This window comes from Streptomyces bauhiniae, from assembly GCF_004784475.1.
In the GTDB taxonomy this organism is placed as follows: domain Bacteria; phylum Actinomycetota; class Actinomycetes; order Streptomycetales; family Streptomycetaceae; genus Streptomyces; species Streptomyces seoulensis.
Map to the genome: position 1 here is coordinate 618,092 of NZ_SRRT01000005.1, position 22,881 is coordinate 640,972.

Here is a 22,881-nt window from a genome sequence, read left to right on the forward strand (position 1 = left end):
GCTTGTGGCGACCAGAGCTGTTTTCGCTGGTCAAACTGCATCTGAGCCGTGTACCACCAGCAGACGAAGAGCCTCTTGGTTTCCTACAGCCCGAAGAACTCGGGTTCTTCTAGAGGCTCAACCGGGTTGTCTGGAGGCCCCGTTCTGCTTCGGGCAATTCGGCAGGGTCCGCCGCCGCGAGGTCGAGGGCGATGTCCGTGATCATGTCCTCCTGGCCGCCGACCATCTTGCGCCGGCCGGCCTCGACGAGGATCGTGCGGGTGTCGAGGCCGTGCCGGCGGGCGGCGGTCTCGGCGTGGCGCAGGAAGCTGGAGTACACGCCCGCGTAGCCGAGGGTGAGGGTCTCGCGGTCGACGCGGACCTCGCGGTCCTGCAGGGGACGTACGACGTCGTCGGCGGCGTCCATCAGGGGGAACAGGTCACAGCCGTGCTCCCAGCCCATCAGATCGGCGACCGCGATGAACGCCTCCAGCGGGCAGTTCCCGGCTCCGGCGCCCTGGCCGGCGAGGGAGGCGTCGACGCGGGTGACGCCGTTCTCGACGGCGACGACGGAGTTGGAGACGCCCAGGCCGAGGTTGTGGTGGGCGTGGATGCCGATGCCGGTGTCCGGGTCGAGGGCATCGCGGTAGGCGCGGACGCGATCGCGTACGCCGTCCATGGTCAGGCGGCCGCCGGAGTCGGTGACGTAGACGCACCCGGCGCCGTAGGACTCCATCAGCTTGGCCTGGCGGGCCAGTTCGGCCGGTTCGGCCATGTGGGACATCATCAGGAACCCGGCCACGTCCATACCCAGGCTGCGCGCGGCGTCGATGTGCTGGGCGGAGATGTCGGCCTCGGTGCAGTGGGTGGCGACGCGGACCGAGCGGATGCCGAGGGCGTGGGCCTGCCGCAGGTCGTGCAGGGTGCCGATGCCGGGCAGGAGCAGCGTGGTGGGCACCGCGTGGTGGACGCTGTCGCAGACGGCCTCGATCCACTCCCAGTCGGTGTGCGCACCGACGCCGTAGGTGATGCTGGAGCCGGAGAGGCCGTCGCCGTGGGCGATCTCGATCGCGCCGACCCCGGCGGCGTCCAGCGCGACGGCGATGGTGCGGGCCTGGTCGACGGTGTAGCGGTGGCGTACGGCGTGCATGCCGTCCCGCAGGGTCACGTCCTGGACGTACAGGGCGGGGGGCTGGTTCGCGGTCATCGGGAGACCACCTCCGTGAAGGGCTGTGCGGCGGCCATGCGCTCGGCGGTGCGCAGGGCGGCCGAGGTCATGATGTCGAGGTTTCCGGCGTAGGCGGGCAGGTAGTGGGCGGCGCCCTCGACCTCCAGGAAGACCGAGACCTTCGCGGCCCCGGTGGACCGGGTGCCGGCGGGCAGCAGCGAGCGCAGGGGGTCGTCGTCGGCGACGCGCTCGAACTGGACCTGCTGCTTGAGGCGGTATCCGGGCACGTACGCCTGGGCCCGGGCGACCATGTCCTCCACCGAAGCGGTCACCGCGGCGGCGTCGCACTCGCCGACCAGGCAGTAGACGGTGTCGCGCATGATCAACGGGGGTTCGGCCGGGTTCAGGACGATGATCGCCTTGCCTCGGGCGGCGCCCCCCACCTTCTCGATGGCCGACGAGGTCGTCTCGGTGAACTCGTCGATGTTGGCCCGGGTGCCGGGGCCGGCCGAGCGGGAGGAGATCGAGGCGACGATCTCGCCGTAGTGGACGGGCGTCACGGCTGCGACGGCGGCCACGATCGGAATCGTCGCCTGGCCGCCGCAGGTGACCATGTTGACGTTCGGTGCTCCGAGGTGGTCGTCGCCGTTGACCGGCGGGACGACGTACGGGCCGAGCGCGGCGGGCGTCAGGTCCACGACCCTGCGCCCCAGCGAACGGAGCACCTCGTCGTGGCGGCGGTGCGCACCGGCCGAGGTGGCGTCGAAGACGATCTCCACGTCCGCGAACTCGTCCAGTTGCACCAGGCCGTCGACGCCCTCGTGGGTGGTGGCGACCTTCAGGCGGCGGGCGCGGGCAAGGCCGTCGGAGTCGGGATCGATCCCGGCCATCGCGGCGATCTCCAGGGAGTCGGAGAGCCGCAGGATTTTGATCATCAAGTCGGTGCCGATGTTGCCCGACCCGATGACGGCGACCTTCGTGCTCATGCTCCGGCTCCTTCCGTGGCGGCGGACGCGAATGTGGTCGTGACCGTGCCGAGTCCTTCGATGTGCGCGGTGAACTCGTCGCCCCCGGCGGCGACGGCCATCGGGCCGAGCGCACCGGTCAGGACGATGTCGCCGGCCCGCAGCGGGTCGCCGAGCCCGGCGAGGGTGGAGGCGAGCCAGAGCGCGGCGGTCAGGGGGCTGCCCAGGCAGTCGGCGCCGGTGCCCTCGGAGACCGTCTCGCCGTTCTTGGTGAGGGTCATCGTCACGGACCGGAGATCGACGCGTTCCAGGGGTACGGGGGTTCCGCCCAGGACGTACAGGCCGCAGGAGGCGTTGTCGGCGATGGTGTCGACGATGGTGATGTCCCAGTCGGCGATGCGGCTGTCGACGATCTCCAGCGCGGGCAGCGCGAACGCCGTGGCACGCAACAGGTCGGCGACGGTCGGGTCGCGGTGCGGCAGGTCCGTGCCCAGCACCAGGGCGACCTCGGCTTCGACCTTCGGCTGGAGAAGCAGGCCGGAGGCGACCGGCACTCCCTCGGGCACCGCCATGTCGGCGAACAGCGCGCCGAAGTCCGGCTGGTCCACGCCGAGTTGCCGTTGCACGGCGGGTGACGTCAGGCCGATCTTGCGGCCCACCAGCCGCCGCCCGGCGGCGATCCCGCGCTCCACGTACAGGCGCTGCACGGCGTATGCGGCTTCGATGTCCGCCTTGGGCAGGAGCGAGCGCACCGGGGCGCAGGGGGCGCCGGTGCGGGCGGCCTCCTCCAGGACGGCCGCCACCTCGGTCACGGCGTCGGCGGGCTCGTGGGCGCTCACGGTCGCCCCCGGCGGGGACTGGTGCGGCGGGGCGGAGCGAACATGCGGGTTACCTCCGGACGGAGAGTGGCGGGGCTGTCGGAGAGGCGGCGGTGGCCGTCCGTCGATCCACGACAGGTATAGGCGTACGGTTCGAGCAGCGGCAAAATACGTTCCATGACACGGAACAGCACGCAGGGGAACATGCTCGACAAGGCGGCTGCCGTCCTCGACTGCTTCCGCCCGGACGGCGGCACGTTCCGTCTCACGGAAATCGCCGCCCGCACCGGACTGGCCAAGACGACCGCGTTCCGCCTCTGCACCGAGCTGGTGCGCCTCGGTCTGCTCGAGCGCGACGGTGAGACCTACCGGCTCGGCGGCAAGCTCTTCGAGCTGGGCTCACTCGTGCCGCGCCGGCTCGACCTGCGGGAGGCGGCGCTGCCGTTCCTCCAGGATCTCTTCGAGGCCACGCACGAGACCGTGCACCTCGGCATCCGGGAGGGGCACGAGGTGGTCTACATCGAGCGTATCCACGGCCACCAGACCCTGACGCTGCCCTCCCGCATCGGGGGGCGACTTCCGCTGACCTGCACGGGCGTCGGCAAGGCGCTGCTGGCCTTCTCCGCCGCCGGGCTGGCGGACGAGGTACTGGCCGGGCCTCTGCCCCGCCTCACCCCACACTCGGTCACCGATCCGGGGCGGCTGCGTACCGTCGTGGAGCAGATCCGGGTCTCCGGTCTCGCCTACGAGGAGCAGGAGGCCGCCCTCGGTGTCAGTTGCATCGCCTCTCCCGTCTTCGACGGGCCGACTGCGGTGGCCGCCCTGTCCGTCGCCGTCCCGCTCGGCCGATTTCACCCCGCCCAACTGGCGCCCGCCGTACGGACGGCCGCGCTGGGTCTGTCCCGCGTGCTGCGCTCGGGCGCACGTCCATGAAGCACCCCTGCCGCCATCCTTGACGCCCACCCCCGCCCCTCTTACCGTAGTGATCACTCCAGTCACCGTAGTGACCACTACAGGAACATCGCTGCGGGTGCGGCTGCCGTCGTGCCTGGCGAGCGGTGACTGCCCGGTGTCCGCGTGGGCTCTCCCGCGGACGTACCTTCCCCCCTTTCGCTCCATCGGTGAGGTGTATTCATGGCTGCTCCTGGACAAGCCGACTCAGGCGGCATGAGGCGGCGCGGACTGCTCAAGGCGGCGTTGCCGCTGGGAGCCGCCGCGACAGCACTCGGCACCGGCCCGGCGATCGCGGCCGGCAACGCCCCCTCCAGCGCTCCGGCCCGCCACGGCAGGGACCGCATCGACGTGCACTGCCATCTGATCCCGGACTTCTACCGCCGGTCCCTGACGGCGCACGGAGTCACCGAGATCGGAGGTGTGCCGGTCCCCGCGTGGAGCCCGACCCTGGCGGTCGACTTCATGAACCGCTACGGCATCCAGACCCAGGTGGTCTCCGTCTCCGAGCCGGGGGTCACCTACCTGTCCTCCGCGCAGGACCGGGTGGCGATGGCTCAGCGTCTGAACACCTATATGAGCCGGGATCTGGTCCACACCACGTCCGCACGCGTGAAGGGCCGCTTCGGCGGCTTCGCCGTCCTGCCGCTGGGCAGCGCCCCGGACGAGCAGGACGTCTCGCACGCCGTCACCGAGGCCGGGCGGGCCGTGCGCGACCTGAAGCTGGACGGCGTCGGCATCTTCAGCAGCTACGGCGGGACGTACCTGGGCGATCCCGTGTTCGCACCGCTGATGAAGGCGCTCGACGAACTGGGCGCCATGGTGTTCATCCACCCCGTGACCCCGCAGGGCTACCCGGACCTCGGGCTGCCGCCGTTCCTGTACGAGTTCACGTTCGACACCACCCGCGCACTGGTCAACATGCTCTACAAGGGCGTCTACCAGCGGTACCCGCGCATCCGGTGGCTGGCCGCGCACGCCGGCGGCACCCTGCCGTACATCTCCTACCGCACCAGCCTGCTGACCGTGACCCCGGCGGTCGCACAGCAGGTGGGGGCCGCCGGCCTGGACGACAGCAGCCCGCACTTCCGCAAGCTGTTCTACGACACCGCTCTGTCCCCGGCGCCCCAGGCGATGAAATCCGTGCGGGAGCTGGCCGGCACCGAGCACATCCTCTTCGCCACCGACTGGCCGTTCACCAGCGCCCTGTTCCCCGCGGCCGGAGACCCCGCACCGCAACTGGACGAGACCTTCTCGTCCGCCGAGCGACTGGCCGTCGAGCGGTCCAACGCGCTGGCTCAGTTCCCCGCACTGGCCGCCAGGATCGGGGCGGCCTGACCCGGGCCGCGGCCCGGCCGGACTGCCGGGCCGCGGCACACGTCATTCCTGTCGCGTCAGTCGTCGGGGATGCCGGCGCCGCTGAGGGCCGGGACGGTTCGCTCCGGGCGGACGAGGGAACGGGCGCCGAGCCGGAACTGGTCGAGCTTGTCGACGATCGTCTGGCCGACGGGCCGGTGGCCCCAGATGGAGATGCCCTGGTGGGTGGCGGGCTCCCAGGTGCTCTCGTCGATGACGAGGGGGTTCCAGCCGACCTCCCACTCGAAGCCCGAGGGAGTACGGGCGTAGTAGGAGAGTTCCTTGTCGTTGGTGTGCTGTCCCACCGACAGGGCCATGTCGAAGCCGAGTTCGTGCACGCGCTCGTAGCTCTGGGCCAGGTCGTCCAGGCTCTCGGCCTGGATGTTGAGGTGCTGGACGCGGGTGCGGACCGGGTCGATCGGCAGGCCGCGGACGGCGGCGATCGCGATGGAGTGGTGGCGTTCGTTGACGCGCAGAAAGCGGATCTTGAGCTTGACGCCGCTGATCGTCTCGTCGATGTAGTCGGTCAGGCGGGCGTCGAAGACCGTGTCGTAGTAGCCGCGCAACAGGGTGGGCCTGGCGGAGGTGATCGCGACATGGCCCATGCCCGAGTCGCCGGTGACCCAGCCGGAGGCGAGCATCCGCAGCGGCTCAGGGGAGACGACCGGGGTGGTGTAGATCTCCTGCACGATGCCCTTGGGGCCGGGGAAGCGCAGCAGGCGTTCCACGCCGCGCAGGGCCGCCTCCTCCTCGGAGCCCCGTACGACGGGGACACCATGGGCCCGGATGCGGGCCTCGATCTGCTCGAAGGAGGCGTGGTCGTCGATGTGCCAGCCGATCGCCACCACGTCCTCGGCGGGGCCGCGCCGGATCAGGAAGCGGCACTCCTGGTCGTCGAGGCGGAAGCGCATCACGTCGCGGGAGATGTCGTCGTGGTGCATGCCGATGGCGTCGGTCCCGAACCGGCGCCAGTCGGCGAAGCGGTCGGACTCGATGACGAGGTAGCCGAGGTGGACGGAGCCGAAGACCGAGGGCGTGGTGTTCATCGGCGGCCCGCCAGGAAGCCGGCGCAGAGCTGGTTGAACAGGCCGGCGCGCTCCCACTGCACCCAATGGCCCGTGTTGGCGACCTCGTACAGATCGCAGTTGGGCATGCGCCCGGCCAGCATCCGGCCACCCGACGGCCGGTTGACCTGGTCCGCGGCGCCCCACAGCACCAGGGTGGGCACACCCAGCCGGTTCAGCCGCTTGTCGCGGGTGAAGTCCATCTTCCACAGCGCGCGCAGCGACTTCGGGCGCCTGAGCGGCGGGGCGGCGACGACCTCGGGGTCGATGCTGTCCTGGTAGCGCGCGTCGATGATCGAGTCGGGCACCTGAGCGGCGTTGAAGACCAGGTGGTCGCGGATGAACCTTTCCAGCTTCTGCCGCGACGGCCCGTCCCCCGTGTAGTAGTTCAGGAGGCTGTTCAGGCCCGGCGTGGGCAGCGCGCGGGTGGTGCCGATGCCGCCGGGGCCCATGAGCACCATGCGGTCGACCCGCTCGGGGGTGTCCAGCGCGAGGCGCAGGGCGCAGGCACCGCCGTAGGAGTTGCCGACGAAGTGGGCCTTGTCCAGGCCGAGTTGGTCGAGCACGCCGCGGATGCCGGTGGCCAGGGCGCCGAAGGGGTCGTCGGCGTCGATGCCCTTGCTGCTGCGGCCGTAGCCGGGCAGGTCGGGCACGATGACCCGGAACTCCTTGGCCAACTCCGCAATGTTCCGGCTGTAGTTGGAGACGCCGGAGGCGCCGGGACCGCCGCCGTGCAACAGCAGGACGGGCGCTCCCTGCCCCGTCTCGGCTACGAAGATCTGCTTGCCGTCGACGTCGAGCAGACGCTCCCGCATCGCGGGGACTTCGGTGGGTGTGGTCATGGTGGTCCTCACTGAGTGGCGGGCTGCGACGCGGGGGCGAATCCGGTCGGCGGCGAAGGGAGTTGGGCACCGGCGGGGGCGGCGGCGTATACGTAGGCGTCGGGGCGCAGGACCACGGTGGTGACCCGGTGTCCGGCCAGCCAGGGCAACAGGACGCCTTCGCTGTCGACGACCGCGCCCTCGGCCGGGCGCCAGCCCACCGGCAGGACGGCCAGCGACTCGACACCGAGGCGCTCCCACGCGGGCTGTGTCGTGGGCAGCCCACGGTGCAGCAGCAGCCAGCGGCCGCCGAGCACGTCGTCCAGCCGTACGCGTTCGCCGTCGGGCCCGGTCACCCAGGGCTGCGGGATCTGGTGTCCGGTCGCCCTGGTGCGGGGGCGGGCCTGCAGGCCGGCGTCGTAGCGGGCCTCGGGAATCCACTTCGAGTCCTGCATCCGGTCGCCCAGGCCCGGTATGCGGTCCAGGACGCGCACGGCGCCGTTGCGGACGCGGGCGACGGGCAGGCGGCGCTCGGTGATGATCCGGCCGACGAACACCGCCCGCTTCGTCACCTCCTTGACGTGCGGCTTGCGCTCGGCCTCGTAGCTGTCGAGGACCGTCTCGGGCAGTTCGCCGCGCAGCACGGCGTCGAGTTTCCAGCAGAGGTTGGCCGCGTCGCGCACGCCGGCGGCCATGCCCTGGCCGATCCACGGCGGCATGGCGTGGGCGGCGTCCCCGGCGAGGAAGACCCGGCCCATGCGGAAGCGGGTGGCGAAGCGCACATGGTGGCTGTAGACGGTGGCGCGCTGGACTTCGATGCTGTCGCGGGAGATGCCGTACCTGGAGACCAGCCGGTACACGGCCTCCTCGGTCGTCAACTGCTTCTCGTCGTCGCCGGGCAGGATCGGGAACTCCCACCGGTGGTGGCCGAGCGGGGTCGGGCAGTCCACGGCCGGACGGGCCGGGTCGCAGTGGAAGCGCAGCTTGTCGTGGTCCGGCCAGGGCTTGAGCATCTTGGTGTCGATGACCACCCAGCGGTCCTCGTACGTCCGGCCCTCGTAGCCGATGTTCAACTGGGCGCGGGTGAGGCTGGAGCCCCCGTCGGCCGCGATCACATAGGAGGCGCGCAGCCGGTGAACGGAGTCGTCGGCCGTTCCGACCACCGTCAGTTCCACCCCGTCGGCGTCCTGGCGCAGGCGCAGACACTCGTGGCGCAAGAGGATCTTGACGTTCGGGTAGCGGTCGGCACCGTCGCGCAGGACCTGTTCCAGCGCCGGCTGGTAGATGAACATCTGCGGTGGATGCCCGTGGCCGCGTGGCGTGGGGACCGCGCTGAGGAACGTACGGCCGCCGGCGTCGACGAACTCCACCGGCCGCTCGGTCAGCATGTCCCGCTTGAGACGCTCGGCCAGGCCGATCCGCTGCCAGATGCGGACGATCTCCTCGTCGGTGGAGATGGCCCGTGCGCGCGTGTAGATCTCGGCGTCCCGCTCCAGGACGACGACACGCAGCCCCATCGCACCCAGCAGGTTCGCCGCGGTCACGCCCGTGGGTCCGTAACCGATCACCGCCACGTCGTAGGCACTGTCCTCGGTTTCCGCCCCGGCCCTGGTCCCGCTCATCAGGCCACCTCACTGTCGATCATGCCGCTCAGCACTTGCTGTAGCGTTCATTCCAATTGGAACGGGTGCTACGGTAGGCTCGTCGCCGGATACGGTCAAGCAGCCGGTCGAGACGTGCACAACAAGAGGGACACCTGCCATGACGAAGCCGCAGCCGACCCGCAAGAAGCGCGCGAACGGAGTCGAGTCGCGGCAGCGCATCCTCGACGGCGCCGCGGAGATCGCGGGCGAGCGGGGGTACGAAGGCACCTCGATCGCGGCCGTCAGCGCCAAGTGCGGACTGCCCGCCAGCTCGATCTACTGGCATTTCAAGGACAAGGACGACCTGATCGCCGCGGTCATCGAGCGCAGCTTCGAAATCTGGCTCGCCGCCTTCGAGCTTCCGGGCGAAGAGGCGGGAACGCCGCTGGAACGGGTCGTCGCCATGGCGGGGAGCGTGGCGAAGTCGCTGATCGACGCCCCCGATTTCCTCCGTCTCGGTCTGATGCTCGCGTTGGAGCACCGTCCTGCCGAACCCCGTGGTCGGACGGTGTTCCTCCAGGTCCGCGACATCGCGCGGGCCAAGATCGCCGAAATGGCCCAGGTACTCTTCCCGGACCTCGACGAGCAGTCCGTGCACACCCTGACGACCTACGCCGTCGCGGGCGGCGACGGGCTGTTCGTCCAGCGGGAGATCAACGGTGACGATGTCGACCTCGTAGCACTGTTCGAACTGCACGCCGAGCTGGTCTACGAGGCGGCGACTCGCATGTCGGCAGTGCTTCCCCGCCATACCTCGTAGCCCGCATGAAAGGTCGCTTCATGTCCCCTTCGGCACAGCGCATCGACGTCCACCAGCACGTGGTGCCCGACTTCTACCGCGACGCGCTCGCCAAGGCCGGCATCGCCGACGCCGGCGGCCGCGCCCTGCCCGACTGGAGCCCTGAGTTCGCCCTGGAACTGATGGACCTGCTCGGCATCGCCACGTCGGTCGTCTCCGTCTCCACGCCCGGAACCGGCTTCCTCACCGAACCCGCCGAGGCCGCCGACCTGGCCCGACGCCTCAACGACCACTCCGCGGCCCTGGCATTCGACCACCCCGGCCGCTTCGGCTTCTTCGCCACGCTGCCGATGCCCGACGCCGACGCATCGGCCGCCGAGGCAGCGCGCGCACTGGACGACCTGCACGCCGACGGCGTCACGTTGCTCGCCAACAACCGGGGTACCTACCTCGGCGTGGACGGCCAGGATGCGCTGTGGGAGACACTGAACGAACGCGGCGCGGTGGTCTTCGTGCACCCGGCCGAGCTGCCCGCTCCCCCGGTCGACGGCATTCCCCCCTTCGCCGCCGACTTCCTTCTGGACACCACCCGCGCCGCCTACCTCCTGGTCCGCAACGGCATACCGCGCCGCTACCCGAAGATCCGGTTCATCCTCAGCCACGCGGGCGGCTTCGTTCCGTACTCCTCACACCGCATGGCGCTCACCATCGCCGGCGACACCGCGCGCAGCCCGCTGGACGTACTGGACGACTTCCGCTCCTTCTACTTCGACACCGCGCTGTCCTCCAGCCCCGCCGCGCTGCCCACCCTGCTCGCCTTCGCCCGCCCGGGACACGTTCTCTTCGGCAGCGACTGGCCTTTCGCCCCCACTGCCGCCGGGCAGTACTTCGCGGGCGGCCTGGACGGCAACGTCGACCCGGACACGCTCAAGGCCGTCGACCGTACCAACGCCGAAGCGCTCTTCCCCCGTCTGGCCGCCACTCCCCCGACACCGCCTCGCGCCCTGCCGGCCCCGGTGCGCCTGCGCCACGCGGCCCAGCGCACCGCCGCGTCCCTGGTCTTCAAACTCCTGCAGCCCGGCACCGATTGAGACAGGTTGCTCATGTCCACCAGCCCTCACCAGGATCAGCAGTGAGAGGTTGTTCGGTCCAGATCGTCTTTCCGCTCCGGGTGTAGCGGCTGCCCCAGCGGGTGGTGAGCTGGGCGATGAGGAACAGGCCCCGGCCGCCTTCGTCGGACCAGCGGGCCCGGCGCAGCCGTGGCTGAGTGTTGCTGGGGTCGTTGCCCCCAGGGCCCGCATCATCGCCCGGTCGGTGTCCTCCCGCTCGGTCCGCCGAGCGTCCTCCGCCAGGACCGACCAGCCCGCCCGGCCCTCCCGGGGACATAGTTGGCGCACGCGTAGCGCGACCCTCACCTCGTGGCCGTCCTGGTGACGCAGGGCGAGAACGCCGTCTCGGCCTTGGCCGGTCTCAGGCCGGTCGCGCCCGGCCGGCGCCGCTTCGCGGTGCCGACGCGTGGTCAGCAGTTCCACCCACGGTGTACCGCAGACTTCCTTCGCCGGGTATCCGAGGAGGGCTTCCGCCTCCGCACTCCACAGTTGGACGAGGCCCACCCGGTCCACCCAGGCGGTGGCGGGACAGGGCTCTGCCACGAGAAGCATTCGTCACGGCGTCGGGTGCGCTCCGGCCGCCTCCCGGGTCTCGCGAACAGCCCGCGCGACCTGGTGATGCAGAGCGTCCGCCAGCATGTCCGACAGCCCCTGGAAGTCCCAGTCGTCACCTGCCGCCACCCCGATGAAAACGCCGTCGGAGGCGGCCAGCGCGAACTGTGCGAGGCGGCGGGCCAGGCCCTCGTCCCGGGCGGTCACCTCGCCGGGGAGGACGTCGGTCCACCAGCGGACCAGCACGTCCAGCATGCGGCGTCGGATCTCCAGGAACCGCTGTCGCGCCGCCGAATCGGCCATGCGCCGCTCCAGCGACAACAGCAGCCCCAGCCGCCAGAACCCGTGGCTGAAGCCGTCGGCGGTCAGACGGTCGCGCATGAAGTCGATGAGGCGCCGCTCCGAGGAGGGGCCCGAATCGGCAGCCCAGCCGGTCTGCCGGGCCCATTCCTCGAAGCTCTGCTCGATGAGCGCCGCGAAGAGGCTGTCCTTGTTGTCGAAGTGCCAGTAGACGGAGCCCGACGGCAGCCCGGACCGCTTGGTGACCAGAGCGATGGTGGTGCCTTCGTAGCCGCGCTCCGCCGCCAGTTCGAGGGTCGCTTCCAGAATGCGACGCCGGGTCTCTTCGCTCTGCCGGTGCTGCACGCCGGCCTTCTTTGCCATGGCCCCTTGCTACCACACGCCGTCGGAGTTACCGTTTCGAGCATTCCTAGAACGTGCAATCTAGATTAAGCGCTCGTCACCAAGCTCATCGATCGGCAGGTCACCGTGATCCAGTCACTCGCCTACCTGGGCATCACCACCCCCTCATACGAGCAGTGGGCCACCTTCGGACCCGACATCCTGGGTCTGGAACTCGCCCCTCGGCGCGAGGACGGCACCGTCCTGCTGCGCATGGACGACGCCGCCTGGCGTCTCGCCCTGCATCCCGGCGAGAAGGACGACGTCGCCTACATCGGATGGAACGTTCCCGACGAGCAGAGCGCCCGCGTGATGGCGAAGCGGCTGGCCGATCACGGCGTGGAGGTCACGGACGGCACACCGGAACTGGCCGGCGAGCGTGCGGTGGAGAACCTGCTGTGGTTCACCGACCCGTTCGGTCTGCGGCACGAGCTGTCCTGGGGCCGCGACCACCGTCCCGCCACCTTCCGGCCCGGCCGGCCGCTGAGCGGCTTCAGGACCGGGGAGCAGGGCATGGGGCACGTCGTACTGCTCGTGCCGGACCTGGCCCGGGCCGACGCCTTCTTCAGCGGGGTGCTCGGCTTCAAGCTGTCCGACCGGATCGTCATCGACGGCAAGCTGCAGATCCGCTTCTACCACGTCAACGGTCGCCACCACACGCTCGCCATCGGCGAAGTGCCCGGAGTGACCGGCTTGCAGCACCTGATGCTGGAGGTCGACTCCATCGACGACGTCGGCAACGCGCTGGACCTGTGCGAGCGCAATGACGTGCCCCTCGCCCTGACTCTGGGCCGCCACGTGAACGACCTGATGACCTCCTTCTACCTCCACACACCGGCCGCCTTCCAGATCGAGTACGGCTGGGGCGGCATCGCGGTGGACGACCTCACCTGGGAGTCGCGGACCTTCGACCGGTTCAGCATCTGGGGGCACCACCAGCCCGAGTCGTCCAAGGCACTGCCGCCCGCCCTCATCACCCGGATCGAACAGGCGTGAGCCCGGTGCCCCCCGGAAAGGACCCGCGGTGACACTCGTCGATCACCACGACCCGGCAGCCTTCCGCAGCGTGCTCGGGCACTACCCCACCGGAGTCGCGGTCGTCACGGCGATGACGGGAGAGGGTCCGGTCGGCATGGCCGTCGGCACCTTCACGTCCATCTCCCTGAGTCCACCGCTGGTGGGCTTCTTCCCCGACCGCAACTCCTCGACCTGGGCGAGAATCCGCACGGCGGGCGCCTTCTGCGCCAACATCCTCGGCGAGGACCACCAGGGCGTCTGCCGGGTCTTCGCCTCCCGCGGCGTCGATCGCTTCGCTGCCGTCGACTGGGTGCCCGGACCAACTGGCTCCCCCGTACTGACCGACGCGATCGCCTGGGCCGACTGCGAACTCGTCGACGACCATCCGGTCGGTGACCACCAGCTCGCCGTCGGTCGCGTCACCGCGCTCTCCCTGCACGACGGCGAGCACGCCCACCGCCCCCTCGTCTTCCACCGCGGGCGGTACGGAACCGCCACCACCGCGGCCGCCGCCGCCCTTGCCCCCATACCCCTGGAAGGAGCCTGGCTGTGACAGCCACCACCGCTCTCACCGAAGAGAGCACCAGCCGGACCGTCACCACCCGGGACTGGACCCTGCACTACAACGAAGCGGGCGAGGGCCATCCCGTCGTCTTCCTTCACGGCAGCGGTCCCGGTGCCACCGGCTGGAGCAACTTCTCCCCCAACATCCCCGCTCTCGCCGAGCGGTACCGGGTGATCGCCGTCGACATGCCCGGCTGGGGCAGGTCCGACACCGTCACCGGCGGGGAGCGCGACCACGCCGCCGTAGCGGTTCAGCTCCTGGACGCCCTCGGCATCGAGAAGGCCGCCTTCGTCGGCAACTCCATGGGCGGCATGACCGCGTTGCGCCTGGCCGCCCTCCACCCCGGCCGTGTCTCACACCTCGTCACCATGGGCGCTCCGGCCGGCCGGGGCGGCCCCGGTCTGTTCGGCCCCGGTGACGGCCCCAGTGAGGGACTCAAGATCCTCATCCGCGGTTATGCCGACCCCTCCGAGGCCACCATGGCCGAGCTGGTCGACGCCATGACCTTCCGCACCGGCCCGGACCGCGAGGCACTCGCCCGCGCTCGGGCGGCTGCCGCCCAGGCACGGCCCGACCACCTGAAGAACTTCCTGGAGCACCTTCAGCGGACCAGGCAGGTCGGCAGCTCGGCCACGGACGCGGAGATCGCCCGGATCAGCGCGCCCAGCCTGATCGTCCACGGCCGCGACGACCGGGTCGTGCACTTCGAGAACTCCCTGCGCCTGGTCTCCACGATCCGTGACTCCCGCCTGGTGCTCCTCAACCGCTGCGGTCACTGGGCCCAACTGGAGCACGCCGCCGAATTCAACCGGCTGGTCGCCGAGTTCATCGCCCATCACTGATCACCACCGACAACCCCAGGGACGAGGTTCCACTTTCATGCACGAGGTGAACGAACGCGTCGAGAAACTCGCCGCGCGGTTCGAGCAGCAGGCCGTCCAGGACGACGACGCCGGCCGGCTGACGGACGAGACCGTAGCGCTCATGCGCTCGGCCGGTGTCGTACGGCTGCTGCAGCCGCGCGAGTTCGGCGGCTACGAGGCGACACCCGGTGAGTTCTACCGGACGGTGATGGCACTGGCCGCCCGCAACCCGGCCGCCGGCTGGGTGGGCGGTGTGGTGGGCATCCACCCCTGGGAGCTGGCCTTCTCCGACCCGAGGCTGCAGCGGGAGCTCTGGGGAGAGAACGGCGAGAAGGCGGACACCTGGATCTCCTCGCCGTACGCGCCCAACGGCCGGGCCCGGAAGGTGGACGGCGGCTTCCTCTTCTCCGGACGCTGGCCCTTCGGCTCCGGCAGCGACCACTGCGACTGGGCCGTCCTGGGCGGCATCGTCACCGACGACGCCGGCAACGTCACCATGCCCCCGGACATGCGGCACTTCGTCCTGCCCCGCGCGGACTACGAGATCCTGCAGGACAGTTGGAACGTCGTCGGCCTCGCCGGCACCGGCAGCAAGGACATCGTCGTCAAGGACGCCTTCATCCCGGAGCACCGCACCCTGAACGCCCATGAGGTCGCCGAAGGCATCCTCGCCGAGCGCCACCGGCCCGGGAACCCGCTGTACGCGATGCCGTTCGGCGTCATGTTCTCCAGCGCGATCAGCGCCGCCACCCTGGGCATCGCCGAGGGCGCGCTCGCCGCCTTCCTGGCCTACACCCGTCAACGCATCACGATTGTCGGCAGCCGCGCCGCCGAGGACCCGCACCAGCTCACCGGTCTGGGCGAAGCCGCCGCCGACCTGGACGCCAGCCGTACCCACCTGCTGGCCACCATGGACCGGATGTACGAGGACGTCCTCGCAGGCCGGACCATCGGCATCGAGGCCCGCGCCGAGGCCCGCCGCAACCAGGTCCGCGCCTCCCGCCGCGCGACCGACGCCGTCGACGCCCTCTTCCGCCGCGCCGGCGGAGGCTCCCTCCGCCTCGACCAGCCCCTCCAGCGCCACTGGCGCGACGTCCACGCCGCGATGAACCACCTGTGCAACGTCGCCGACAGCGTCTACGAGGGCTGGTCCCGCGACCAGTTCGGGCTGCCGGCCGGCATCCGCGTCCTGGTCTGACCCCCACGACCCCGGCCCCACCCCCGGCCGGGGTCGCTGTCACCGCCCGGACGGCAGGGCCGACCTCATTCGCCGGTGAGGACGGACGGGTCCTCCAGGGGGCCGCCGTCGATGGGCAGTACGTCGGCCGGCGCGCCGGGCTCGGTGCTGTCGGCCGACTTGTCGGACCTTGCCAGCAGCCAGTACAGCGTGGCCGGTACGGCGAGGCCGACGATCCAGGAGACGTCCGCGCCGCCGAGGGGGGCGACGAGGGGGCCGGTGTAGAACGACGTTGCCAGGAAGGGGAGTTGGGCCAGGACGCCGATCGCGTAGACGATCAGGGCGTTGGCGCGCCAGGCGCCGTAGCGGCCGTGGGGGTCGAAGAGGGCGGGGATGTCGTAGCGCTCGCGGGAGATCAGGTAGTAGTCGACGAGGTTGATGGCCGACCAGGGGGTGAAGAAGGTCAGCAGGAACAGCAGGAAGTCCTTGAACGAGACGAGGAAGCTGTCCTTGCCGAGCAGGGCCATCGCGGTGCCGGCCACCATGATCGCGGCGATGTACGCGGCCCGGCCGCGCGGCGAGAGGGTCCGCTGGCCACGGAAGCCGCTGATCCCCGTGACCATGGAGATGAAGCCGCCATAGGTGTTGAGGACGTTGATGGTCAGCTTGCCCAGGGCGATGACGAAGTACAGGAGCGACGCGGCCAGCCCGGCGCCGCCGAGCGAGACGACGTAGCCCACCTGGTCGTCGAGGAACCGCTCCCCCGCGCTCGCCGCCACCAGCACGCCGAACGTCATGGACCACTGGGAGCCGAGCGCCGAGCCGGACAGCGTCCACCAGAACGTCGCCCGGGCGCTGGTCGTGCGCGGCAGGTAGCGCGAGTAGTCGGCGACGTACGGGCCGAAGGCGAGCTGCCAGGACGCGGAGAGCGACATGGCGAGCAGGAACATGGGCAGCGAGAAGTGGGAGTCGCCGAGGAGGGCGCTCACGTCGACGCGGTCGAGCAGCCGGATGCCCAGGAAGACGAAGGCGACGGCGCAGACGGCGCTCGCGACTCGGCCCACGACGTGGATGACGCGGTAGCCGATCGCGGCCACGACGGCGGTGAGTACGGCGAAGACGATGATGCCCGTGGTGTCGTTGGTATGGGTGAGGCGGGCGGTGGCCTGCCCCGCGAGCACGCTGCCGCTCGCGAAGAAGCCGACGTACATCAGGATGACCAGGAGCAGCGGTACCGCGGCGCCCCGGACGCCGAACTGTGCCCGTGACTGGATCATCTGTGGGAGTCCGAGTCTCGGGCCCTGCGCGGAGTGCAGCGCCATGACGGCGCCGCCCAGCAGGTTGCCGGCGACGAGTCCCACGAGCGACCAGACGACATCACCGCCGAAGACGACGGCGAGGGCGCCGGTGACGATGGCGGTGATCTGGAGATTCGCACCGAGCCAGAGTGTGAACTGGTTGAACGCGCGGCCGTGCCGTTCGCCGTCGGGCACCACATCGATGGAATGCCGCTCGATCACGCCGTCGGCCCGACCGGGGCTGCCCGTGGTGTGCGCGTCCCTGTGGTCTGTACGACCCGCCCCGGTCATCGTCTGCCCTCCGCGTGCTCGCCCACCCGTCCTGCATATTGCCATGCAGACTCTGACCCACTGAATGATTTGTCAATACCCTGCCGACCGGGCAGTGGTCGACTCAGAGGGGGGCCGCGTGTTGTCTCTCAGTCCTTTCGGTGCTTCAGGTAAAGGACACCCATGGCTATGCAGACCAGGAGGAACATGCCGATGGCCAGGTACGGCGACCAGGAAGGTCCGTCCGGGCGACGATCCGCCGCCAGTAGTACTGCGTACATGGCTTCCTCTCGGTAGTGGCCCTGAGCCGCGCCGGAGGCAGTCCACAGCGCTCCGGCACGGCCGGTTCGCGTTCAGCCGAGGACACCCGCCTGCTGCTCCCGCAGCTCACGTGCCCTGACGCCTTCACGTGCCCGCTTGAGCCCTGCCCAACCCGGCCGCAGGCCAAGTCGCTTGGGCGAACGGACAGTTCAACTCTTCGGTGCGACCGTGCGGGCGAGGATTCCGAGGGTGGCGCGTAGGCCGGCTTCGGGGATGACGGGGAAGATGCCTGCCTTTCGGTACTTGTCGTCGATCTGGCTCCAGTCGTAATAGGAAGTGACGAGGGTGCCCGAGTCGTTGGGGGTGAGGCGGTAGCCGTACAGGTGGCGGATGGGGGGCTGGATGGTGCCCGAGATCGTCCACTCCAGGAGGGTGTCGGGTTCGTAGCGGGTGATGATCACGGTCACGTCGTAGCGGCCCATGGGGAGGTCTCCGAGGGCCTCCCGGTCCATGTGGACGAGGAACTGGTCGCCCACCGCGCTCACCGGGTCACCCTCCGCGGACTGGAGCATGCCTGAGCTGTCGATGGCCACGTGGCCCTGCGGGGATCGCAGTACGTCGAAGATCGTGGCGGGGGATGCGGCCATCTGGCGCGTTACTTCAAATCGGTCCGTCGTCATGCTTCACCCTTGCATGTTTGCTTTGGCGCGTGTTCTGCCCGGCTCGCGTCCTACGCTGGCTCCGTGCGCACCGTGGAGTTGTTGCCCGACGAAGCGACCGAGGCGCGGGTGCGGTGGGTTTGGGGGCGGCTCTCCGAGGCGGGGATGCCCAGTCTGGCCGGTCACCGGCATACGACGAATCGGCCTCACCTCACGCTGACGACCGCGTCCGAGCTGCCGTGGGACGTGCGGCCTGCGCTCGCGGGGGCGCTCTCGGTGCTTCCCCTGCCGCTACGCCTGGAGGGGACGCTTCGCTTCGAGGGGCGAACTTCGGTACTGGCGTGGAGAGTTGTGACCGACGCCGGGCTGACCGCCCTGCAGCGTCGGGTATGGGAGCTGCTGCCCGGGGCCGGGAATCCGGTGTTCGAGCCGGAGAACTGGGTGCCCCACCTCAGCCTCGGCCGGACACGGTCCGGACCCGACCCATGGCCTGCGGAACTCCTGCCCGCCGAGCTGTCCGAGCCCTGGGAGGGACGGTTCACCGCGGCGCGGAGCTACGACACCGAGTCGCGAACCGTGGAGCGGCTCACCTAGGCGCTCAGGCAAGGGAATTGGGGGCAACAGGTTGGAGTGGGGGCGGAGCGGACGGACGGAGAGCGGATGTCGGTCGACCTCATCGGGTTTCTCGGCGTGGTGCTGGTGGCGTACGTCGTTCCCGGTCCCGACTTTTTGGTCGTGGTGCGGTCGGCCGCCGAGCATCCGTCGAAGGGGCGGGCGGCTGCGTTGGGCGCCCAAGTCGGGCTGTGTGTGCACATGCTTGCCGCCGCCATTGGGCTGTCGGTGATCGCAGCCCGTAGTCCCGTGGTCTATGACGCCATCAAGCTGCTGGGCGCGGGCTACCTGGTCCATCTGGGAGTACGGGCGGTGCTTGCCGCTCGGCGTGCTGTGCGGCAGCGTCACGAAGGCCCTGCCGTGCCAGCGGATTCGCGGTCGGGTGGGGCGCGGTGGCGTTCCGGCTTCGCTCAGGGGTTTTTCACCAACGTGCTCAATCCCAAGGCCGCGCTGTTCTTCCTCAGCATCCTGCCGCAGTTCGTCCACGGGGGCGGCTCGACGACCCGGCAGATCTTCTTCCTGGGCATCCTGGATGTGCTGATCGGCATCGTCTACTGGTTCGCCCTGGTCGCCGTCGCCGCCCGGCTGCGCGCCCTGCTGGCACGTCCGAAGTTCCGACGCCGGTGGGAGTTGACCACCGGGTGGCTGTTCATCGCCATCGGGATCGGGGTCGCTGCGGCCGCCTGACCGGCAGAGCGATCGGCACGCGTCGGCCTCGCATGCCGCGGTATCGGTAGCGTGGCCATCAGATGCGTACAGCGTTCGCCCGGTCTGACGGCCTTCGGCGATGAGTGATGAGGTTGGCATGAGTGAACTGACCAAGCCCGAGGTCGAGGTTCCGGAGGGGGACGCGCCTACCGAGCTGACCGTGCGGGATCTGGTCGTCGGGGACGGGGCTGAGGTCAAGTCGGGCATGGTGGTTCGGGTTCACTATGTCGGGGTGACCTTCGCGTCCGGGAAGGAGTTCGACGCGTCCTGGGACCGGGGGGAGCCGTTCAAGTTCGCCCTCGGCAGCGGCAAGGTCATCAAGGGGTGGGACCGGGGAGTGAGGGGGATGAGGGTCGGGGGTCGGCGCGAGATCATCGTTCCGCCCCGGCTCGGGTACGGCAATCAGTCGCCGTCGCCGTTGATTCCGCCGGGTTCGACCCTGGTGTTCGTGGTGGACCTGCTGGACTTGTACTCCCGTACGACCGGCTGGAGCAACGCCTAGGTCGCGATCACCCCGATGGCGGGCCGTCGAGTCGGATCGCCGCAGCGAGCCGGCCCCGCGTGCACCCACCGCGGGGCCGACGCCGACTTCTCACACCGCGATTCGGTCGGTCCGGTCCGACTGTCCCAAGCGCAGCGCGGAGACCAGGAAGAAGACTCCGCCCAGGAAGGCGTAGCCCGCCAACGTGCCCAAAGAGGCATTCGTCTTGCCGGCCTGGGCGATGAAGGAGGCTCCGGCGAGGGTGGAGATGGCTCCGCTGAGGATCATCGGCCACTGGCCTGCCATGCCGCGTCGGCGTCGCAGGGCGCCGACGATCAACTGGACCACTCCGGCGGTGATGGCCCACGCACCCCAGACTCGCAGGACTGCCGGGATGCCCGAGGTGGCTGCGGCGACGAGACCTGCGGTGGTGAGGGCGCTGAGGGCGACGTTCGCGTACAGACCCCGCACGGGCCCACGGTTCGCCTTGGCGGAGCGGATGTCCACGACTGCGCACGCCACGTCGAACAGGGGATAGATCACGAGCAGTGTCGCGCTGAGGGGGCTCAGGGTGTGGGCGGAGGCGAAGACGAGGACGGCCCATACCGTGGCGAACGCGAAGCGCAGGAAGTACAGGCGGCGCAGCGCCGCAGTGTCGCTCTTGGTGGGAGCAGGGGCGGTGATGGACGAGGCCATGAGATGCCCTTCCGCAGGGAGGCAGAGAAGAGGGAGAACGTTCGGTCTCCCTCCACTCATCTAAGGGACCTTCCCGCCCCCCTGTCAAGACCGAACGTTCTCCCTCCCCTCCTGCTACCGTGACCCCCATGAGCGCGCGCACAGAAGGCAAGAGCACCTCCGAGGCCCGGGCGCGACTGCTCGACACGGCAACCCGGATCTTCTACGCCGAGGGCATTCACTCCGTCGGAGTGGACCGGATCATCGCGGAGGCCCAGGTCACTCGCGCCACCCTGTACCGGCACTTCAAGGGCAAGGACGAGTTGATCCTCGCCTACCTCCAGCAGGCCGATCACGGCATCCGGGGGCAGGTGGACGCCATCCGGGCGCAGGGCCTTCCGGCGGCCGAGACGGTACGGGCCGTGGGCAAATCCATCGCCGACGGCATCCAGTCCCCCGGCTTCCGTGGCTGCGCCTTCCTGAACGCGGCGGCCGAGTATCCCGACCCGGCGCACCCCGTCCACCAAGCCGTGCTGGCCCACCGGCAATGGTTCCTGGAGACCGCCACGCAGCTCATGGAAGACGCCGGTTGCGCCCCCGCCGACGTGACCGGACGGCACTTCGTCATGCTCCGCGACGGGGCGATGGCTGCCGGCTGTCTCTTCGACCCGACGCTGATCTGTGCGACGTTCCTGGACGGTGTCGAGGGGATCTTGCACACCGGCACAGCATCGGCACCCAACTCCCCTGTTCCGCAGACCACATGACCGTTCCGGAAGGGGCGGTACGGCGTCGGGGCTCAGTGCGTCAGGCGTGCCGGACGGTATGAACTCGCCCGCGTCGAGCCCCTCATCGCGAGCTCACCGGCCGAGGCAGCCCCCTACAAAGGCGACCACCCCCGCAACACCGCGCCAACCATCGCCTGAAGCTCATCCCGGCACACCCCACTGGCCGCCTGCACCGCGATGCCATGTGCCAACGTGGTCACGTACCGGGCCAGAAGCCCCGCATCGGTGCCCGCCGAAAGGTCACCCTCCTCGACGGCCCGCTCGAACCGCTCCCGAATCCGTACGTAACCGTCGTTGCGCCACCCGATGAGGAGTTCCTGGGCCGCCCGACCCGACTCACCGGCGGCCAGCGCCCCTTGGACACCCATGCACCCCTGCGGCCCGGACGAAGCGGTGGTGGTCCGGATGACGCCGGACAGGATCGCGGTGACGACGCCGAGGGCGGACGGCTCCTCCAGCGCGTCGTCCAGGTAGGCGCTCGGGCCCTCCGTATACCGCTCCAGGGCCTTGCGGAACAGCTCCTCCTTGTTGCCGAAGGCCGCGTACATGCTTGTCGCCGAGATGCCCATCGCGCTGGTCAGGCGGCCCAGGCTGGCGCCCTCGTAGCCGTGTTCCCAGAAGACCAGCATGGCGCGTTCGAGGGCCTCGCCGGTGTCGAAGCCCCGCGGGCGGCCGCTCGGGCCTTTCTTCTCCGTCTTCACCCGTTCATTCTATCTCTTCTGTAGTGACCGATACGAAAGTGCTAGGCTTGCATTCTGCATCGATCACTACAGAATGTGGAGGGCAGTCGACATGGGACTTCTCGAGGGCAAGACCGCAGTGGTCACGGGGGCCAGCGCCGGGATCGGTTTCGCCAGTGCCAAACGGCTGGCGGCCGAGGGCGCCCATGTGTTCCTCACCGGGCGGCGGAAGGACGAACTCGACGCTGCCGTCGCGGAGATCGGCCCGGCGGCCACCGCCGTCACCGGTGACATCGCGGACCTGGCCGACCTGGACCGGCTCTACGAGGCCGTCCGCAGCCGGGGCCGGGGGCTGGACGTGCTGTTCGCCAACGCCTCCGTCGCCGACCTCGTACCGCTCGAACAGGTCACCGAGGAGCACTTCGACCGCCTCTTCGGCATCAACGTCCGGGGCACGCTGTTCACCGTCCAGAAGGCGTTGCCCCTCCTCAACGACGGTGCCTCCGTGATCTTGAACGGCTCCACGAACGTGGACGTCGGCGACGAGGGGCTCGGTGTGTACGCGGCGACCAAGGCCGCCACCCGCTCCCTTGCCCGGACCTGGGCCAACGAACTCAAGGAACGCGGCATCCGGGTCAACACCGTCACGCCCGGCCCGACCGACACTCCGGCGCTGTCGGCGCTCACCCCCGACGCGGAGCGGTTCAAGGAGCAGTTGTCGGCGCGGGTGCCGCTGGGCCGGCTCGGGCGGCCGGAGGAGGTCGCCGCCGCCGTGGCCTTCCTCGCCTCGGACCAGAGCAGCTTCGTCACGGGGTCGAGCCTGTACGTCGACGGTGGCCTCAACCAGATCTGAGCCCCCCCCCCACAGAAAGGCCGGCCGATGTCCGACCTGCGCGCGTTCTACGAGCGCTACCTCAAGGCACTCAACGCCCACGAGTTCGACGGCATGGGCGAGTTCATCGCCGACCGGACCACCCTGAA

The 22,881-nt window shown here is 69.9% G+C and carries 24 protein-coding genes and 2 pseudogenes; 13 read left to right on the forward strand and 13 right to left on the reverse strand.

Annotated elements, in window-relative coordinates; all coding sequences use genetic code 11:
- Nucleotides 1-109 precede the first annotated feature (109 nt).
- Genes dmpG through mhpD form a run of 3 tightly spaced genes read right to left on the reverse strand, consistent with a single transcriptional unit; the run spans nucleotide 110 to nucleotide 2,951 of the window.
- Entirely contained in the window at nucleotides 110-1,186 is a 1,077-nt protein-coding gene (gene dmpG, locus E5083_RS19615; RefSeq protein WP_135786988.1) for a 4-hydroxy-2-oxovalerate aldolase, read from the reverse strand.
- Nucleotides 1,183-2,133: an acetaldehyde dehydrogenase (acetylating) gene (locus tag E5083_RS19620; RefSeq protein ID WP_135786989.1), complete on the reverse strand. Its 951-nt coding sequence runs from the start codon at nucleotides 2,131-2,133 to the stop codon at nucleotides 1,183-1,185. The genes dmpG and E5083_RS19620 overlap by 4 nt, the downstream gene beginning before the upstream one ends.
- On the reverse strand, nucleotides 2,130-2,951 hold the full coding sequence (gene mhpD, locus E5083_RS19625) for a 2-keto-4-pentenoate hydratase (RefSeq protein WP_208754091.1): 822 nt from the start codon (nucleotides 2,949-2,951) through the stop codon (nucleotides 2,130-2,132). The genes E5083_RS19620 and mhpD overlap by 4 nt, the downstream gene beginning before the upstream one ends.
- A gap of 183 nt (nucleotides 2,952-3,134) precedes the next feature.
- On the opposite strand from mhpD, the gene E5083_RS19635 reads away from it, so the two are divergent.
- Together E5083_RS19635 and E5083_RS19640 are read left to right on the forward strand one after the other, a co-directional pair.
- On the forward strand, nucleotides 3,135-3,863 hold the full coding sequence (locus E5083_RS19635; protein ID WP_135786991.1) for an IclR family transcriptional regulator: 729 nt from the start codon (nucleotides 3,135-3,137) through the stop codon (nucleotides 3,861-3,863).
- Between the two features lie 234 nt (nucleotides 3,864-4,097).
- On the forward strand, nucleotides 4,098-5,219 hold the full coding sequence (locus tag E5083_RS19640; protein ID WP_167513578.1) for an amidohydrolase family protein: 1,122 nt from the start codon (nucleotides 4,098-4,100) through the stop codon (nucleotides 5,217-5,219).
- Nucleotides 5,220-5,275: 56 nt separating this feature from the next.
- On the opposite strand, the gene E5083_RS19645 is transcribed toward E5083_RS19640, so the two are convergent.
- Genes E5083_RS19645 through mhpA form a run of 3 tightly spaced genes read right to left on the reverse strand, consistent with a single transcriptional unit; the run spans nucleotide 5,276 to nucleotide 8,744 of the window.
- Complete coding sequence (locus E5083_RS19645) at nucleotides 5,276-6,283, reverse strand: VOC family protein (RefSeq protein WP_135786993.1); 1,008 nt, start codon at nucleotides 6,281-6,283, stop codon at nucleotides 5,276-5,278.
- On the reverse strand, nucleotides 6,280-7,143 hold the full coding sequence (locus E5083_RS19650) for an alpha/beta fold hydrolase (RefSeq protein WP_135786994.1): 864 nt from the start codon (nucleotides 7,141-7,143) through the stop codon (nucleotides 6,280-6,282). Before E5083_RS19650 ends, E5083_RS19645 begins: the two co-directional genes overlap by 4 nt.
- An 8-nt stretch (nucleotides 7,144-7,151) precedes the next feature.
- Nucleotides 7,152-8,744 carry a bifunctional 3-(3-hydroxy-phenyl)propionate/3-hydroxycinnamic acid hydroxylase MhpA gene (gene mhpA / locus E5083_RS19655; RefSeq protein ID WP_135786995.1) on the reverse strand — a complete coding sequence of 531 codons (1,593 nt, stop codon included), beginning with the start codon at nucleotides 8,742-8,744 and terminating at the stop codon, nucleotides 7,152-7,154.
- A 139-nt stretch (nucleotides 8,745-8,883) separates the two neighbouring features.
- Between mhpA and E5083_RS19660 the strand changes: the two genes are divergently transcribed.
- Together E5083_RS19660 and E5083_RS19665 are read left to right on the forward strand one after the other, a co-directional pair.
- Nucleotides 8,884-9,525 (forward strand): TetR/AcrR family transcriptional regulator, encoded by a 642-nt coding sequence (locus E5083_RS19660; RefSeq protein ID WP_135786996.1) that lies wholly within the window; start codon nucleotides 8,884-8,886, stop codon nucleotides 9,523-9,525.
- Between the two features lie 20 nt (nucleotides 9,526-9,545).
- Nucleotides 9,546-10,595: an amidohydrolase family protein gene (locus E5083_RS19665; RefSeq protein WP_167513579.1), complete on the forward strand. Its 1,050-nt coding sequence runs from the start codon at nucleotides 9,546-9,548 to the stop codon at nucleotides 10,593-10,595.
- Nucleotides 10,596-10,605: 10 nt separating this feature from the next.
- On the opposite strand, the pseudogene E5083_RS31770 reads toward E5083_RS19665, so the two are convergent.
- The 3 genes and pseudogenes from E5083_RS31770 to E5083_RS19680 all read right to left on the reverse strand — a co-directional run.
- Nucleotides 10,606-10,785, reverse strand: a pseudogene (locus E5083_RS31770) (ATP-binding protein); the annotation flags it as partial.
- A gap of 56 nt (nucleotides 10,786-10,841) precedes the next feature.
- Nucleotides 10,842-11,165, reverse strand: a pseudogene (locus tag E5083_RS19675) (PAS domain-containing protein); the annotation flags it as partial.
- 3 nt (nucleotides 11,166-11,168) lie between these two features.
- Nucleotides 11,169-11,828 carry a TetR/AcrR family transcriptional regulator gene (locus E5083_RS19680; RefSeq protein WP_135786998.1) on the reverse strand — a complete coding sequence of 220 codons (660 nt, stop codon included), beginning with the start codon at nucleotides 11,826-11,828 and terminating at the stop codon, nucleotides 11,169-11,171.
- A gap of 105 nt (nucleotides 11,829-11,933) precedes the next feature.
- On the opposite strand from E5083_RS19680, the gene E5083_RS19685 reads away from it, so the two are divergent.
- From E5083_RS19685 to E5083_RS19700, 4 genes are read left to right on the forward strand one after another with little or no spacing between them, the layout of a single operon-like run.
- The gene (locus E5083_RS19685) at nucleotides 11,934-12,842 is read left to right on the forward strand and encodes a VOC family protein (RefSeq protein ID WP_244317568.1); all 909 of its coding nucleotides are present in this window, start codon (nucleotides 11,934-11,936) and stop codon (nucleotides 12,840-12,842) included.
- Between the two features lie 28 nt (nucleotides 12,843-12,870).
- Nucleotides 12,871-13,416 (forward strand): flavin reductase family protein, encoded by a 546-nt coding sequence (locus E5083_RS19690; protein WP_135786999.1) that lies wholly within the window; start codon nucleotides 12,871-12,873, stop codon nucleotides 13,414-13,416.
- On the forward strand, nucleotides 13,413-14,270 hold the full coding sequence (locus E5083_RS19695; RefSeq protein WP_135787000.1) for an alpha/beta fold hydrolase: 858 nt from the start codon (nucleotides 13,413-13,415) through the stop codon (nucleotides 14,268-14,270). The genes E5083_RS19690 and E5083_RS19695 overlap by 4 nt, the downstream gene beginning before the upstream one ends.
- A 37-nt stretch (nucleotides 14,271-14,307) precedes the next feature.
- On the forward strand, nucleotides 14,308-15,489 hold the full coding sequence (locus tag E5083_RS19700; RefSeq protein WP_135787001.1) for an acyl-CoA dehydrogenase family protein: 1,182 nt from the start codon (nucleotides 14,308-14,310) through the stop codon (nucleotides 15,487-15,489).
- Between the two features lie 65 nt (nucleotides 15,490-15,554).
- Here the strand turns inward: E5083_RS19700 and E5083_RS19705 are convergent, their stop codons facing one another.
- Both E5083_RS19705 and E5083_RS19710 read right to left on the reverse strand, forming a co-directional pair.
- Nucleotides 15,555-16,985 (reverse strand): purine-cytosine permease family protein, encoded by a 1,431-nt coding sequence (locus E5083_RS19705; RefSeq protein WP_244317582.1) that lies wholly within the window; start codon nucleotides 16,983-16,985, stop codon nucleotides 15,555-15,557.
- 521 nt (nucleotides 16,986-17,506) lie between these two features.
- Nucleotides 17,507-17,977 (reverse strand): SRPBCC family protein, encoded by a 471-nt coding sequence (locus tag E5083_RS19710; RefSeq protein ID WP_135787003.1) that lies wholly within the window; start codon nucleotides 17,975-17,977, stop codon nucleotides 17,507-17,509.
- 63 nt (nucleotides 17,978-18,040) lie between these two features.
- On the opposite strand from E5083_RS19710, the gene E5083_RS19715 reads away from it, so the two are divergent.
- The 3 genes from E5083_RS19715 to E5083_RS19725 all read left to right on the forward strand — a co-directional run bounded on the left by E5083_RS19715 (nucleotide 18,041) and on the right by E5083_RS19725 (nucleotide 19,778).
- A complete protein-coding gene (locus E5083_RS19715; protein WP_208754092.1) occupies nucleotides 18,041-18,550 on the forward strand; it encodes a 2'-5' RNA ligase family protein in 510 nt (169 codons plus the stop codon).
- A gap of 66 nt (nucleotides 18,551-18,616) precedes the next feature.
- Nucleotides 18,617-19,255 carry a LysE family translocator gene (locus tag E5083_RS19720; RefSeq protein ID WP_135787004.1) on the forward strand — a complete coding sequence of 213 codons (639 nt, stop codon included), beginning with the start codon at nucleotides 18,617-18,619 and terminating at the stop codon, nucleotides 19,253-19,255.
- A 118-nt stretch (nucleotides 19,256-19,373) separates the two neighbouring features.
- Nucleotides 19,374-19,778 (forward strand): FKBP-type peptidyl-prolyl cis-trans isomerase, encoded by a 405-nt coding sequence (locus E5083_RS19725; protein ID WP_135787005.1) that lies wholly within the window; start codon nucleotides 19,374-19,376, stop codon nucleotides 19,776-19,778.
- A gap of 90 nt (nucleotides 19,779-19,868) precedes the next feature.
- On the opposite strand, the gene E5083_RS19730 is transcribed toward E5083_RS19725, so the two are convergent.
- On the reverse strand, nucleotides 19,869-20,453 hold the full coding sequence (locus E5083_RS19730) for a hypothetical protein (RefSeq protein WP_135787006.1): 585 nt from the start codon (nucleotides 20,451-20,453) through the stop codon (nucleotides 19,869-19,871).
- 128 nt (nucleotides 20,454-20,581) lie between these two features.
- Here E5083_RS19730 and E5083_RS19735 point away from each other — a divergent pair, with 128 nt between their 5' ends.
- Complete coding sequence (locus E5083_RS19735) at nucleotides 20,582-21,199, forward strand: TetR/AcrR family transcriptional regulator (RefSeq protein ID WP_135787007.1); 618 nt, start codon at nucleotides 20,582-20,584, stop codon at nucleotides 21,197-21,199.
- Nucleotides 21,200-21,312: 113 nt separating this feature from the next.
- Here the strand turns inward: E5083_RS19735 and E5083_RS19740 are convergent, their stop codons facing one another.
- The gene (locus E5083_RS19740) at nucleotides 21,313-21,921 is read right to left on the reverse strand and encodes a TetR/AcrR family transcriptional regulator (RefSeq protein ID WP_244317570.1); all 609 of its coding nucleotides are present in this window, start codon (nucleotides 21,919-21,921) and stop codon (nucleotides 21,313-21,315) included.
- 91 nt (nucleotides 21,922-22,012) lie between these two features.
- On the opposite strand from E5083_RS19740, the gene E5083_RS19745 reads away from it, so the two are divergent.
- Nucleotides 22,013-22,753 carry an SDR family NAD(P)-dependent oxidoreductase gene (locus E5083_RS19745; protein ID WP_135787008.1) on the forward strand — a complete coding sequence of 247 codons (741 nt, stop codon included), beginning with the start codon at nucleotides 22,013-22,015 and terminating at the stop codon, nucleotides 22,751-22,753.
- Nucleotides 22,754-22,881 lie beyond the last annotated feature (128 nt).